Raw genomic sequence first — 13,492 nt, 5'->3', positions numbered from 1 at the left:
AGAGGAACTCCCAATTAACGGAGTTCTTTTTTTCATTAAATCACCATTATTTTTGAACATAAATTGCATAAAAAAAAGCAGGTTCGCTTGGCTTGGAACGAACCTGTGAAGGAGGAAAACTACATCATGTTTTCACCTATATTATCCAATATTTATCAATTGTCGTCAAGACAAAAAGTTAGACGGAGGAAAATATTTTGACTGAATTGTGTCGTTTTGGCATGTATATCCTTTTTTTGATTGGGGATATTAACCGAAAAAAGAGGTGAAGCCGATGGCATACATTCTTTCAGTTGGAACAAGTCTGCCAAAACATCATGTGGATCAGCAAGCAGCTGCTCAATTTGCAAGGTCTCAATTTAAACGATCGTTTAAAGATATTGATCGGCTATTAAAAGCTTTTAATAATGGCGAAATAGAGAGCAGGCAGTTTGTACAGCCTATTGATTGGTATCAAGAACATCACTCTTTTGAAGAGAAAAATAATCTTTATGTCGAAAAAGCATTGGCTCATGCGAAAGAAGCCGTTTTTCACTGTCTGCATGAAACAGCGTTTCTTACAAAGCCAGTTCCTTTTGATGAGATTGATGCTTTGTTTTTCATCTCCAGTACAGGGTTATCAACGCCAAGTCTTGATGCAAAGCTGATGAATGTTCTTCCATTTTCTCCTTATACGAAACGAGTGCCAATTTGGGGGTTAGGCTGCGGGGGCGGGGCGGCAGGCTTATCCCGAGCTTATGAATACATCAGGGCGTATCCAGAAGCGAAAGTGCTCGTTGTTGCCTGCGAGCTTTGCAGCCTCACTTTTCAGCCGCAAGATCAATCAAAAAGCAATTTAATTGGAACCTCGCTGTTCGGTGATGGGACTGCGGCCGTTCTTTTAACTGGAGAAAAGACTGCCTCTAAGTATACACGGTTAAAAACAGTACCTAAAGTGCTTGGCACGCAGTCAGTGACCATGAAAGATTCTGAGGATGTGATGGGATGGGATTTTACCGCCGATGGATTTCGGGTCATCTTCTCACGTGACATTCCGTCCATCATTTCTGGGTGGTTAAAAGAGCAAGTGGATCAATTTTTACATCAGCTAGGGTTTTCAACAGAGGATGTATCCGTTTTTCTTGCTCACCCTGGAGGAAAAAAAGTGATTGATGCCTATCTTGAAAGCCTATCTTTACAAGAGCATCAGCTACTTTCTTCAAAAGAGGTTCTGAAACAGCATGGAAACATGTCCTCTGCCACCGTTTTATATGTCATGAAGCATTTTCTTGAACATCAGTCACTAGATGCAGGACAGGTGGGGCTTTGCGGAGCACTTGGTCCAGGCTTTTCGTCAGAATTATTGCTCATGAAATGGGAGGGGCTCTCTTGATGATTTTCTGGATAGTGATTGGCATTTTCATTTTTCAGCGCCTCATTGAAATGCTTGTGGCGAAAAGAAATGAAAAGAAGGTGAAGGCGATCGGAGCGATTGAATTTGGTGCAAGCCATTATCCTTATATGGTCGCTATGCATGCAGCTTTTTTCCTCTCGCTTATTGGAGAGACATGGCTGCTGCATCGTCAACCGTCTCGTTTTTTCCTATTGCTGCTTGTATTCCTGCTTGCTACCCAGGTGATTCGGTACTGGGCACTATGTTCACTTGGGACGTTTTGGAATACAAAAATCTTAGTCGTTCCAAATGCGATGATTGTGAAAAAGGGGCCGTATCGCTGGTTAAAGCATCCTAACTATGTGGTTGTGGCGATTGAACTGATGTTCATTCCGCTGCTATTTAACGCATTTATTACTGCCATTTTGTTTACGTGTTTAAATGGATGGATGATGATGGTCAGAATACAAACAGAGGAAAAAGCACTGAATCAGTATTTATTAAATTAATATTGAAAATCATTATCAATTGTGCTACACTTTCATTAATGATAAACATTCTCAATCATGAAGGATGGACGGTGATCACATGACAATGATTTTCTTACTCGGTACGGTCTGTGTATACAGCTTATTGATTGGCTTCGTATTAAAAGGTGTTTCAAAAAAATCTGCTTCCTGATTGCAGTCCATTGCGACTGATCGGGCAGCAGATTTTTTTATTTCCTCAGATCAGAAGAAAAATCTCTTTATTTTGTGTAAAATGGTACACATACATAACTGACTTTTCTAAAAACAAAGGGGTTTATCGTCATGAAAGACTTGTCTATTCGAGATTCGCTCGTTCAAACTACAGGTGCTTTATATCAAAGCCTTCTGAAAAGGGATGATCACGAGCGCGCAGCCAAACTTGCATCTATTATGAAAAAGGAAGCTGAAGAAGAAGTATATATCGCATTTACCGGCCACTATTCTGCTGGTAAGTCATCACTAGTGAATCATCTTCTTCATGATCACATCCTGCCCACAAGCCCAATTCCAACGAGTGCAAACTTGGTTGTTGTCAGGAAAGGGGTCAGTGAAGTTCAGCTCCATACGTCTGATGGACGTTTCGCAAAAATGAGCGGTTCTTATGATAAAGAAGCGGTGCAGCGTTTTTGTAAAGATGGGGAACAAATTGAGATGGTGGAAATTAGCGGTGATTATAGTGGACTTGAAGAAAAAGTGGCACTCATTGATACGCCGGGAATTGATTCAACGGATCATGCGCACTTTTTATCCGCCGCTTCTATTCTTCATCAAGCGGATGCTCTTTTTTATGTCGTTCATTATAACCATGTCCATTCTGAAGAAAACATTCGCTTCATTCGCTCGATTAAAGAGAAAGTGCCTAATCTTTATTTCATCGTCAATCAAGTGGATCGGCACGATGAACAAGAGACAACTTTTGAAGACTACAAAAAACAAGTCGTTGAGATGCTTTTAAAAGAAGGCATTGAAGAAGAACATCTATATTTTACTTCTGTGACGGATGAGGCACACCCAAAAAACGAAATGATCCGTTTAGTGAAGAAACTACAAGAATTACAAACCATGCCTAAAGTATCACTTCGAGCCTATACAGAGCAGAAAATCGAACATGTTTTAAAAGAACATATAGACTCGTTAAAAGAAGAACTGCATGAAGAGGACCTTGACGCGCGGCTGCAAGAAAAAAGGAATGAAGTGAAAGAACTAGAAGAGAAACGCCGATTTATTGAAAATGGAGCAAAGCAGGTAGAAGATGAAGTGTCTTCTGAAGTAGAGAACATCTTAAAAAATGCAAACCTCACGCCATTTAAGATGCGAGAGCTTGCAAGTGACTATATCGAATCGAAAGCACCTGGCTTTAAAGTGGGTTTACTTTTTGCTAAAAATAAAACCGAGCAGGAAAAGGAAAAGCGGGCAAATGATTTCTTAGCAGATGTAAAAAAGAGAATGAAAGCGGAAGTTGACTGGCACATTGCCGAGCTCCTCAAAAAAGAAATAAAACAGCATCAGCTTGGGGAAGCGTTATTAGACAAAGCCATGGCATTTGAGACACCTGTTGAAGAATCCTTGCTTGGAAAGGTCATTCACCAAGGGGCGACTTTTTCTAACGAATACGTTCTTCAATATGCGAAAGATGCTGGTGAAGCATTGAAAAGACAGGCGAAACAGCAAGCGCTTCAATTGATTGAACAGATGATTGAAAACTTGAAAGACCAGCTCAAAAATGAACAAGAGAAGCAAGAGGAAAAATGGGAGCAAGCGAAACAAGAGCTTCAGAGCCTTGAGGGGTATAACGAAAAAAATGAACAAATAAGACAGGATATTCAGCATTTATGGGATATTTGGCAAAACGGAACGGATGAGCATATCCCAGGTGACTGGTTTTATGCGAAAAAGCAGTGGATGCAGCATGACCAGCTGGAGAAGAATCGCGCATCAATTCATGTTGAAGAGAGCAATCAAGCTACTGAACGGACAGAGCACGATCAATACCGCCAATCGCAGCATTTAACAACAGCACAATCGATTGCACAATTTAAAGAGCTTTCCCGCATTTTATCGCCTTTAGATATTCTAAAGTCTCAAAGAGATTCCTTTGAAAAACGAACAGAACGGCTGCAGGCAAAAGAATTTACACTCGCTTTATTTGGCGCTTTTAGTTCTGGAAAATCTTCTTTTGCCAATGCGCTTGTTGGACGGAAGGTGTTACCATCATCTCCTACGCCAACAACTGCAACAATTAACAAACTGACACGACCTACGGAAGATCATCCTCATGAAAGTGTCAAAGTGGTGTTTAAAACCAAGCAGGACATTCTAGAGGAACTCGATCAGATTCTTGGATTTTCGATCACAACAGAAAAAGGAGATTCGTTTCAGGCAAAGCTGGAAAGAGTACTGAAAAAACGGCAGCTCGAACAGGATCACCGAATCATTGTAGAACATTTTCTACAAGCCTATGCCAAGTTTCATGATGACATTGACAACCAAACCAATTTACATGTCACACTTCAAGAATTAAAGCCTTATGTAGCGGAAGAATCTGTTTCTTGTGTGGTGAAGGAAGTGACGGTGTATTTAAGTACACCTTTGACAGATAAAGGACTGACGATTGTCGATACACCAGGTGCAAGCAGTATGAATAAGCGTCATACAGAAATCGCCTTCCAGTATATGAAGGATGCAGACGCCCTTCTTTATTTAACGTATTATCAGCACTCTTTCTCAAAAGCTGATCGCTCATTTTTACGGAAGCTTGGACTCGTAAAAGATTCCTTTAGCATGGATAAAATGTTCTTTATCATCAATGCAGCTGATTTGGCTAAGGATCAAGCAGAGCTTGAAACCGTATTTCACTATGTACGAAGCGAGCTCACAAAAGAAGGCATCCGCAATCCAAACCTGCATCATGTGTCTAGTAAGGAAGAGATCGAAGGGAAAGAGCCGGCATCTTATAATCAATATGCAACACTGAGAAAACAGCTCGACTATTTTATTGAGGAAGAATTAACGAAAGATGCCATTGAACTTTTGCATTTTGAAGCTAATACATTATGTACAACGGTCGATAGACTACGTGCGACCTTGCATCAATCAGAAGATGAGAAAGAAGCTGAAAAGAAAAACATCAAGACATCCTATGAAGCCATTCTCGAAAAAATGCAAGATGTGAAACGGTCTAAGCTTGTGACTGAAAGCGTAAAAAAAGACGTGCATGAACAGCTCTATCATATTGTACAGCGGCTTTCATTATTTGCGAATGATCTGTTAAAGTCGGCTTTTTATCCTGGCATATCTCAAGGGAATTTTGGTCAGCAGTTAAAAAAGGCACTTGAGAAAGCGTTAAAGGAGTATGAATTTGAATTTGTGCAGGAGCTCAAGGCACTTGATATCCGAATGGAATCGTTTATCCACCATTATTTCCAAGAGGAGTGGGAAAAAGGGATGCAGGCTGCATGTGCGGAAGATCCTTACTTTTCTCTTAGCCTGTCAGCCCCTGAGGAGAAAAATGCTGAGCTAAAACAAATTGAAGTCGAAGCAGAGATTACACCATTTGAGCCGCTTTTAAAGAAACAAAAATCAGCGAAAGGCTTCTTTGAACAAAATGAAAAGGCTACGTTTATTGAAGCCATTCGAGATGTTCTACATCAAATGACAACACGTTGGGCAGATAACGAAAAAGAAGAGTTGCTGAGCAGATATGAAAAGCTAGTGAAGACCTATACGGAAAGGTACGAACAAGATGCTCTCCAACAGCTCAATGAGCAAAAACAGACATTTATGACGAGCCTTACAACAGATGCTGAAAAACAGGCGGTCATTGAACAAGTTTATGAACAAACAAATGAATGGAAGAACCAGTTGAAAACGAGATGATTCATGATAGACTATATAAAAAAGAAAGCAGTTGATAGACGATGACGAGCGTACACGAAGAAATTTCTGCACATTCACAGAAACAACATGCCCACATCCAATCTTTTCTTGCACTTGAACAAAAAAGAGAGCAGGCGATTGAATCGGCTGTGAAAAAATGTGAAAACAATGAATCATTTTCAACAGATGAGATCAATGCCATTACGTCTAAAATGAATGAGCTTGCCCGAGGCGGAATTGTTCCGCTTCGTAAACATGTCACGATTGAGATGGTGGAGGAATACACCCAGCGTAAACAGAAGTAAAGAGTAACTTTCTCATTTTTGGTCATCTTAACAAATGAACCAGAAAGGGGAATGATCATGGCAAAAAAGCAAAACGTAAAGCAGCAGGAGGAGCGCATGCCGAAGGAAAAAGGTATGCCATCCTACGCAGAAGCGGAAACGAAAAAAATGCAATATGGTAAAAAGTAATCGGGCTGCCTCTTCTTTATCAAAAAGAAGAAGGCGCCTTTTTTATGTTCGTTTCGATGTTCTATGATAGAATAGGAGTATTGTTTATAAAAAGGGAGTTTAGATGAATGAATAAACACGTATTACTTGTAGATGGAATGGCACTTCTTTTTAGGTCGTTTTATGCGACGGCTGTCCATCGCAATTTTATGATAAATGATCGTGGTGTGCCGACAAATGGAGTTAATGGTTATTTGAAGCATTTGTTAACAGCTGTCCAAACATTTGAGCCGACTCATATCGTTTGCTGCTGGGATATGGGAAGCCAGACATACCGGAACGAATTGTTTCAAGATTATAAAGCCAATCGAGGCGAGGCGCCTGTTGAGCTTATCCCGCAGTTTGATTTAGCAAAAGAGGCGACAGCAGAACTGGGGATCATGAACATTGGTGTGACAGGTTTTGAAGCAGATGATTGTATTGGAACGCTTGCATCAATCTATCAAAACGAAGCACATGTGACCGTCTTAACAGGAGATAAAGATTTGCTGCAGATCTTGAATGAACAAGTGAACGTGGCTTTAATGCAAAAAGGCATCGGGAATTATAAGCATTATACAAAAGCCCTTTTTGAAGAGGAAATGGGCATTTCTCCAAAGGCGCTGATTGATATGAAAGCGCTGATGGGTGATGCTAGCGATAATTACCCTGGTGTAAAAGGAATCGGCGAAAAAACAGCATTGAAATTTATTCAAACGTATCAAACGATTGATCGACTGTTAGAAAATGTTCATGCATTAACGGCAGCTCAGCAAAAGAAAATGCAAGCAGGTTTAGAAGATCTGAAGCTTTCTCGTATACTGGCAGAAATTAAATGTGATGTACCACTCAGCTGTCCGATTGACGAAACAAAAATAAAAATGGATCCAGAGCGGGCAGCGGCAATGCTTCGCTTGCATCAAATTAAAGGGATCGAACCAATGGTTAACCGCTTAAGTCAATTAGGAATCAGTTAAGGTTGTTCTTACGCAGAAAAGAAACAAAGGGCTACATGTATTAGCCCTTTGTGTTGCTTTTTTTCGCCTTATTTTCTAATTGCGATATTGGCTGTTTATCTTTTGTTTGCGCATCACCTTGAGGAGTCGTTCCGTTTGTGACACGGCCTCTGTTCTCTTTATCCAATTCGTATCACCTCACACATTAGCATAACCAAAAGAAAAGCGATTCATCCTTTTGAAAGGTGAATCGCTTTTCTAGCGAGCTGATCAGCCACTTGATTTTCCTTGCTCGGAATCCACTTAATGAAAAATAAATCAAATTCGCTTTGAAGCTGCAGCATTTCTTCGATAAAATGACGAAAAGATGGATTTTTAGCAAATCCTGCATTGGCTGCACGATCCACTACTTGTGAATCAGTACGGAATGAAACGGTCCGTAATCCTTTTTCTACGCAAATTTTCATGCCTTCAATGAGCGCGGAAAACTCTGCTTCATGATTGCTCATGATGCCAAGAGGAATGGAGAAAGACTCAGCTTTTCCGTCATATTTCAAGAAAATGCCGATGCCGGATGGACCTGGGTTTCCGGCACTAGCACCGTCAATATATATTTCTGCTGGCACTTTATTTCCCCCTTTCATCAATCGGAACCATTTTTTTCGCCGCATAGGCATAAGGTGTGCCAATGGCAGCGACGATAAATTTAATCACATAAGTCGTGATGAAAATTTCGATCCATATATGGAATGGGTAGGTCCCAAGAAAGGCAATGGTTGTGAAAACGAGCGTATCAAGCAGCTGGCTAATCATTGTACTCCCCGCATTTCGCAGCCAGAGCGCACCATCTGAAGGAAATATCCGGCGAATAAACGAATATACATAAACATCTAACATTTGACTGATGATATAAGCAGCAAGACTACCAAGAGCGACCCTTGGCATAAAGCCAAATATCGTTTCTAATGATGATTGGGAAATGTCAGATGGAGCGGGATGGAAAAGCAAAGCCTCCTGCATGACAACAGTTAATGTTAAAAGGGTGGCAAAGCCAATCCAGACAGCTTTTTTCGCTTCGGTTTGTCCATATTTTTCATTTAGGACGTCCGTTGCAAAGAACACACTGCCGTATAAAATGTTGCCAAGTGTTGCCGTTAAGCCAAATAATTCAACGGTTTTGACCACTTGTAAATTGGCAGCAACTGTTGCAAAACCAATCCATACGAAAAGCCCCATCTTGCCAAATCCTTTATAAAATAGAAGAACAATGATAAAATTAATGATCGCAAATAAGATCCAAATACCTTCATTAAACAAGTGACATGAACTTCCTTTCTAAATGTAAAATGTAACTTTTTGATTATAGCATAACGAACGTTTACCTTAAAAGTATGGGAAGGCGATGTGATCAATGAAACTAAGAGCGCACTATACAATGAAAGTGAAATCGATTGGGTCCATTGCTTTTTTCCAAGAAGATTGGATGGAGCTCAAAGAGGCCTTGCTTTTAGCAAAACATATAGACAAAAAAGAACCGCAGTCACTTCTATCATTTGAAGATGAAAAGGGTGCGATGTGGTCGACGAAAGAACTTGAAAAGCTAAACGAAGAACTTAGGCTTGAACCCGATCAGCTTCAGGTCTATTTTGATGCGAGTTTTCGCAAAGAAACAGGTGATGCTGGGCTTGGAATTGTCGTGTATTATCAGCTTGGACAGGATGCATACCGATTAAGGAAGAATCAGCCTTTTCAGAGCACCACGAACAATGAGGCAGAGTATGCGGCTTTATTTGAAGCGGTAAAAGCTTTAAAAGAACTGGGAGCCAGCAGAAACTCTGTTACGATTAGAGGAGATTCTCTTGTGGTGATGAATCAGCTCAAAGGGGAATGGCCTTGTTATGATGATATACATAACAAATGGCTCGACCGAATTGAGGCTGCGATCAAAGAGCTGAAGCTCACGCCAACATATGAAGTCATCGATCGTAAACAAAATGCAGAAGCAGATCAGCTTGCCAGACAGATACTTGCAGACGTCCCCATCGAAAGTAAGTTGAAATTAGAAGCAGACGGAGCTGAATAAAGTGGATAAAAAAACAGCAGTAAAAGAATTAACAGATCTTCAAGACACGTATTGTTCAGATTGTTTGATTAAGAAGCACTTTCGTAAAGAATTTGGCAAAAAATACGCGCACTCCTTTTGTATACAGCAATGCACGGTAGGAGAGAAGATCAAACAATACGGGAATGAATTACTCAAAAAATAAGCGTACACTCCGGTTTTCCCCTAGATGTATCACGCGTTCACGAAAAAAAACGAATAGAATGTGTAAAAAAAGAACATATTCTGAAAAATGAGCCGATATAACTATAGAAAGTTTTGGTTGAGTTACTTTTTGACTAAGTGACGGATAATAGAGGAAAAGGGGAAGGCCGGCATGGATAATAAGGATTTTGAAACGGTATTACATCGAACATTTCAAGAGGTGTACAGTGATCTAGAGCAACTGGTAGATGTAGCAAAGAAGGGAAGACCTTTTCTCGAAAAAGATATCTCTGAAATTGAACAAAGATTAAAGCAAAATATTTTAGCGATTGAAATTCAGCTGAAAATCAAATAAGAGAGGCATACGCCTCTCTTTATTTTGTCGTTTCATCATTGATTGAGTTGATTAGATTTTTGTTACGTTTGCAGCTTGAGGTCCACGATTACCTTCAACGATTTCAAAAGAAACTTCTTGTCCTTCTTCTAGAGATTTGTAACCGTCACCTTCGATAGCTGTAAAGTGAACGAATACGTCGTCTCCGCCTTCAACTTCAATGAAGCCGAAACCTTTTTCATTATTGAACCATTTTACTTTACCGTTTTGCATATTGCTTTTTCCTCCTAGTACTGTAGCACACCTTTTGGCATACTAAAAAAAATTTTCATCACCTAACGACTTAAGAAGTTGTTAAATGATGGTTCCACTATACACCATCAAAAGTAAAGCGTCAAGCAGGCAAGCCAAATTTTGAGCAGAATGTTTGATTTTTTTGTTTTTTTAGTGAATGACATTTATCTATAAAACGTCCTAATCTCATGAAACCTAACGTATAACTTGTCCGTATATAGTAAAAATACAGAAAGAGGTGCGTCATGAATCGTTACACAATTGAGGAGTTTGTTCAGAATACGCAGCAAGAAGACAAAGGGGAAGGGGTCTTTGAACTTGAAACACCAAGATTGTTAGAAATTAATTTAACGGATACCATTTGGGCAAAAACAGGTTCCATGGTTTCATATCGCGGGAAAATAAAGTTTGAACGTGAAGGTGTGTTTGAACACGGTGTGTCAAAGATGTTCAAAAAAATGTTATCAGGAGAAGGAACTTCTTTGATGAAGGCCACAGGTGATGGAAAATTATATGTAGCAGACCAAGGGAAAAAAATCTCGATTCTTCGATTGGCTCAAGGGGAGTCTATTTTCGTTAATGGAAACGACTTGCTCGCATTTGAACCGTCTGTTCGGTGGGATATTAAATTAATGAAAAAGGTGTCTGGCATGCTTGCAGGCGGATTATTTAATGTCAAACTTGAAGGACCAGGTCTTGTGGCAATCACAAGTCATTACGAACCGCTGACGCTGATTGTTCAGCCAGGTGATTCTGTTTATACAGATCCGAATGCGACGGTCGCATGGTCAGGAGATTTGCAGACTGAATTTGTGACAGATGTATCGTTCAAAACGTTTATTGGCAGGGGAAGCGGAGAGTCCATTCAAATGAAGTTTAGCGGAAGTGGCTTTGTTGTCGTGCAGCCGTTTGAAGAAGTGTATACGACGAATGGAAATCAAGGTTAAAAGAAAAAAGGTGTCCGTCAATGACGGACACCTTTTTATGATAATGCTTGAGCATACGATTTGTTGCTCATGATCAGATCTGATTGTTCGACGATATCTTCTAAAATGGTTTGAGAAGACTGTTTTAAGTGTAATTTTTTGATGTTTTGTTTCATGGATTCTAATTTTTCTTCGTCTTGTAGCAAGTTGGTGACAGATTCTAAAATGTCTTCGTGTCTGTTGATGACAATGGCAGCGCCATAATCTTCAAAGAAAAGAGCATTTTCTTTTTCTTGTCCTGGAACAGGTTTGTAAAGAATAACTGGGACACCAATTGCTGTTGCTTCTGTTAATGTAATCCCGCCCGGTTTTGTAATCATACAGTCAGTTACTCTGAACAATTCATCAATTTGTTCCACATATCCAAGCGCCTTCAATTGATTTGGGTGTGCTTGTTCAAGTTCGCTAAGCGATTGCTTCAGCGCTGCATTCTTACCGCACACAACAACAATTTGTACTTCACTGTCAAGAAGTAGTGCTTCACACAGTTCCTTCACATTTTTTAGTACACCATGGGCACCCGCCATAATGAGAAGGACTTTTTTGTCTGATGATAATCCATATTTTTTATAGATGATCGATTTAGGCACGTCTACTTCAAATTGTGGTCTAATCGGAATGCCTGTTACCTTGACATCGCTTGGATGTGTGCCGATTTCTACTAGCTTTTGTTTCACATAATCGGTTGCAACATAGTATCGGTCAATGTTTTCATGTACCCAAATTTTATGAAGACAAAAGTCTGTCATCACATTAAATGTTGGAATGACTTTACCTGTTTTATTTCGGTATTCAGGTACAACAATCATCGGGAATGTAATGATGATGATATCCGGATTGTGTAATTGAATTAATTCATCAAGACGCTTATTTCCCATCTTTAAATAAATGTTAAATTTGCGTTTATTGTAAATTTTATCTACACCGTAATAAAACAAGCGATAAAATTGTTTCCCAATGGAGAAGCTCTTTAAATATAAATATTGAGTCACTTCAGACACAATGGGATTTGATTCTTGATACAAATTAGAAACTATCACATGTTCAAACCCTTGGGATTTGCATTCATCATACAGTGTTTTTGCAACCTGCATATGTCCATTTCCATAATTTGCGGTCAAGATTAATATTTTTTTATTGGTATTCAAGAATATTCACCTCAAATGTAATCAACAACAACAAAACTTCGTACGAAAACTATAAATCTCATAGGTCTACATATACATAAAGATAACATATAAACAGCGAGAGCATATCATTCGTTACGAAAGAATTAAACTAATTTTAAAAAACAAACAGACTAAATTGATAATGGAAGACAGAGCCATTTGTATTTTAACACATTTTAAGCATTTATCATCAGACTACAGTCTATTTTATTCCCACACATATGGTGTTTCTTGATAAACATAGTAATTAAGCCAATTCATAAACAGCAAAGTAGCATGGGCTTTCCAGCGGTTCACTGGAACTAATGTGTCTCCATCTTCGATGAAATAGTGGACGGGTTTTTTGACTGTATCATGTTTCAACAAATCTCTTTCATATTCCTGCTTCAATGTATCTGTATCGTATTCAGGATGTCCAGTTAAAAATACTTGTTTATCATCATCTGAAACAATTAAACAAACACCAGCTTCCTCAGACGTGCTCAATACTTTTAGATTCGGCGTGTTTTTTAATTGTTCTGTATTAATATCTGTATGCCTAGAATGTGGGACATAGTATACTTCATCGAAACCTCTTACTAATCTTTCTTTTTTCTTTTTGACAAGATGCTCAAAGACACCGAATTTTTTCTCTGGAAGCTTGATTTTTTCAATGCCATAATGATGATATAGACCTGCCTGTGCCCCCCAGCATATATGGAGAGTAGACGTCACATTCGTTTTACTCCAGTCCAAAATGTCCTGCAGTTCTTTCCAATAGGAAACTTCTTCGAAAGCTAAATGCTCAATTGGTGCACCTGTAATGATCATGCCATCAAATTTTTTATGGCGAATCGATTCAAAGGTCGTATAAAATTCATCTAGATGCTCTCTCGATGTATTCTTCGGTGTATGTGTACTTGGAATCAAAAATGTAAAATACACTTGCAACGGAGAATTTCCGAGCATTCTCAGCAGCTGCGTTTCAGTTTGTATTTTTTTGGGCATTAAGTTTAAGATCACGATATTCAAAGGACGGATATCTTGTTTGAATGCCCTTGTCTCATCCATGACGAAAATGTTTTCGCTCTCTAGTATTTGTTTTGCCGGCAGATGAACTGGTATGTTAATAGGCAACTCGCCACCCCCTGAACCAAAGCTAATTTCACTTCATTATAGGAACTTTCTGGCGATATTTCAATGTTTCAATTATGTTACAATGAAAAATAGAGCAAAAAA

Annotated in this window: 16 protein-coding genes; 10 read left to right on the top strand and 6 right to left on the bottom strand. The window is 39.3% G+C overall.

The window, feature by feature from the left end; all coding sequences use genetic code 11:
• The first annotated feature begins 274 nt into the window (after positions 1 to 274).
• From ACNO7B_RS10015 to ACNO7B_RS09990, 6 genes are all read left to right on the top strand, one after another.
• The gene (locus tag ACNO7B_RS10015; protein ID WP_417901475.1) at positions 275 to 1,372 is read left to right on the top strand and encodes a type III polyketide synthase; all 1,098 of its coding nucleotides are present in this window, start codon (positions 275 to 277) and stop codon (positions 1,370 to 1,372) included.
• Positions 1,372 to 1,881 (top strand): isoprenylcysteine carboxyl methyltransferase family protein, encoded by a 510-nt coding sequence (locus ACNO7B_RS10010; protein WP_035703319.1) that lies wholly within the window; start codon positions 1,372 to 1,374, stop codon positions 1,879 to 1,881. The genes ACNO7B_RS10015 and ACNO7B_RS10010 overlap by 1 nt, the downstream gene beginning before the upstream one ends.
• Positions 1,882 to 1,945: 64 nt before the next feature.
• On the top strand, positions 1,946 to 2,053 hold the full coding sequence (gene fbpC / locus ACNO7B_RS10005; RefSeq protein ID WP_306172627.1) for a Fur-regulated basic protein FbpC: 108 nt from the start codon (positions 1,946 to 1,948) through the stop codon (positions 2,051 to 2,053).
• A gap of 131 nt (positions 2,054 to 2,184) precedes the next feature.
• Entirely contained in the window at positions 2,185 to 5,778 is a 3,594-nt protein-coding gene (locus ACNO7B_RS10000; RefSeq protein WP_417901474.1) for a dynamin family protein, read from the top strand.
• 41 nt (positions 5,779 to 5,819) lie between these two features.
• Positions 5,820 to 6,083: a YpbS family protein gene (locus ACNO7B_RS09995; RefSeq protein WP_410685173.1), complete on the top strand. Its 264-nt coding sequence runs from the start codon at positions 5,820 to 5,822 to the stop codon at positions 6,081 to 6,083.
• A 275-nt stretch (positions 6,084 to 6,358) separates the two neighbouring features.
• Positions 6,359 to 7,246 (top strand): 5'-3' exonuclease, encoded by an 888-nt coding sequence (locus tag ACNO7B_RS09990; protein WP_410685172.1) that lies wholly within the window; start codon positions 6,359 to 6,361, stop codon positions 7,244 to 7,246.
• Positions 7,247 to 7,286: 40 nt separating this feature from the next.
• Here the strand turns inward: ACNO7B_RS09990 and ACNO7B_RS09985 are convergent, their stop codons facing one another.
• The 3 genes from ACNO7B_RS09985 to ACNO7B_RS09975 are packed head-to-tail and all read right to left on the bottom strand — an operon-like array spanning position 7,287 to position 8,542.
• Positions 7,287 to 7,412 carry a hypothetical protein gene (locus ACNO7B_RS09985; RefSeq protein WP_008346357.1) on the bottom strand — a complete coding sequence of 42 codons (126 nt, stop codon included), beginning with the start codon at positions 7,410 to 7,412 and terminating at the stop codon, positions 7,287 to 7,289.
• A gap of 43 nt (positions 7,413 to 7,455) precedes the next feature.
• On the bottom strand, positions 7,456 to 7,851 hold the full coding sequence (locus ACNO7B_RS09980) for a reverse transcriptase-like protein (RefSeq protein ID WP_017359712.1): 396 nt from the start codon (positions 7,849 to 7,851) through the stop codon (positions 7,456 to 7,458).
• A 1-nt stretch (position 7,852) separates the two neighbouring features.
• Positions 7,853 to 8,542 carry a queuosine precursor transporter gene (locus ACNO7B_RS09975; protein ID WP_007500834.1) on the bottom strand — a complete coding sequence of 230 codons (690 nt, stop codon included), beginning with the start codon at positions 8,540 to 8,542 and terminating at the stop codon, positions 7,853 to 7,855.
• Positions 8,543 to 8,636: 94 nt separating this feature from the next.
• Between ACNO7B_RS09975 and ACNO7B_RS09970 the strand changes: the two genes are divergently transcribed.
• From ACNO7B_RS09970 to ACNO7B_RS09960, 3 genes are all read left to right on the top strand, one after another.
• Positions 8,637 to 9,308 (top strand): ribonuclease H family protein, encoded by a 672-nt coding sequence (locus tag ACNO7B_RS09970; protein WP_007500833.1) that lies wholly within the window; start codon positions 8,637 to 8,639, stop codon positions 9,306 to 9,308.
• A 1-nt stretch (position 9,309) separates the two neighbouring features.
• A complete protein-coding gene (locus tag ACNO7B_RS09965) occupies positions 9,310 to 9,492 on the top strand; it encodes a zinc-finger domain-containing protein (RefSeq protein WP_008346366.1) in 183 nt (60 codons plus the stop codon).
• Between the two features lie 171 nt (positions 9,493 to 9,663).
• Positions 9,664 to 9,846 carry a hypothetical protein gene (locus tag ACNO7B_RS09960; RefSeq protein WP_008346368.1) on the top strand — a complete coding sequence of 61 codons (183 nt, stop codon included), beginning with the start codon at positions 9,664 to 9,666 and terminating at the stop codon, positions 9,844 to 9,846.
• A 51-nt stretch (positions 9,847 to 9,897) separates the two neighbouring features.
• On the opposite strand, the gene cspD is transcribed toward ACNO7B_RS09960, so the two are convergent.
• Positions 9,898 to 10,098, bottom strand: a complete 201-nt coding sequence (gene cspD, locus ACNO7B_RS09955; protein ID WP_003215784.1) for a cold-shock protein CspD — start codon at positions 10,096 to 10,098, stop codon at positions 9,898 to 9,900.
• A 266-nt stretch (positions 10,099 to 10,364) separates the two neighbouring features.
• Between cspD and ACNO7B_RS09950 the strand changes: the two genes are divergently transcribed.
• The gene (locus ACNO7B_RS09950; RefSeq protein ID WP_007500832.1) at positions 10,365 to 11,066 is read left to right on the top strand and encodes an AIM24 family protein; all 702 of its coding nucleotides are present in this window, start codon (positions 10,365 to 10,367) and stop codon (positions 11,064 to 11,066) included.
• A gap of 35 nt (positions 11,067 to 11,101) precedes the next feature.
• On the opposite strand, the gene ACNO7B_RS09945 is transcribed toward ACNO7B_RS09950, so the two are convergent.
• Both ACNO7B_RS09945 and metA read right to left on the bottom strand, forming a co-directional pair.
• On the bottom strand, positions 11,102 to 12,253 hold the full coding sequence (locus ACNO7B_RS09945) for a diglucosyl diacylglycerol synthase (RefSeq protein WP_007500831.1): 1,152 nt from the start codon (positions 12,251 to 12,253) through the stop codon (positions 11,102 to 11,104).
• A 228-nt stretch (positions 12,254 to 12,481) separates the two neighbouring features.
• Positions 12,482 to 13,390 (bottom strand): homoserine O-acetyltransferase MetA, encoded by a 909-nt coding sequence (metA, locus tag ACNO7B_RS09940; protein ID WP_410685171.1) that lies wholly within the window; start codon positions 13,388 to 13,390, stop codon positions 12,482 to 12,484.
• Between the last annotated feature and the right edge of the window lie 102 nt (positions 13,391 to 13,492).

The sequence above is a fragment of the Bacillus sp. AK25 genome (genome assembly GCF_048270685.1).
GTDB lineage: Bacteria > Bacillota > Bacilli > Bacillales > Bacillaceae > Bacillus > Bacillus altitudinis.
The sequence above is the reverse complement of the archived record's forward strand: the minus strand, read 5'-3'. Positions and strand labels throughout refer to the sequence as shown.

Bases quoted from the DNA above. Each gene is read 5' to 3' on its own strand.
- ACNO7B_RS10015 (WP_417901475.1), top strand. From the start codon at position 275: ATGGCATACATTCTTTCAGTTGGAACAAGTCTGCCAAAACATCATGTG.
- ACNO7B_RS10010 (WP_035703319.1), top strand. From the start codon at position 1,372: ATGATTTTCTGGATAGTGATTGGCATTTTCATTTTTCAGCGCCTCATT.
- fbpC (WP_306172627.1), top strand. From the start codon at position 1,946: ATGGACGGTGATCACATGACAATGATTTTCTTACTCGGTACGGTCTGT.
- ACNO7B_RS10000 (WP_417901474.1), top strand. From the start codon at position 2,185: ATGAAAGACTTGTCTATTCGAGATTCGCTCGTTCAAACTACAGGTGCT.
- ACNO7B_RS09995 (WP_410685173.1), top strand. From the start codon at position 5,820: ATGACGAGCGTACACGAAGAAATTTCTGCACATTCACAGAAACAACAT.
- ACNO7B_RS09990 (WP_410685172.1), top strand. From the start codon at position 6,359: ATGAATAAACACGTATTACTTGTAGATGGAATGGCACTTCTTTTTAGG.
- ACNO7B_RS09970 (WP_007500833.1), top strand. From the start codon at position 8,637: ATGAAACTAAGAGCGCACTATACAATGAAAGTGAAATCGATTGGGTCC.
- ACNO7B_RS09960 (WP_008346368.1), top strand. From the start codon at position 9,664: ATGGATAATAAGGATTTTGAAACGGTATTACATCGAACATTTCAAGAG.
- cspD (WP_003215784.1), bottom strand. From the start codon at position 10,098: ATGCAAAACGGTAAAGTAAAATGGTTCAATAATGAAAAAGGTTTCGGC.
- ACNO7B_RS09950 (WP_007500832.1), top strand. From the start codon at position 10,365: ATGAATCGTTACACAATTGAGGAGTTTGTTCAGAATACGCAGCAAGAA.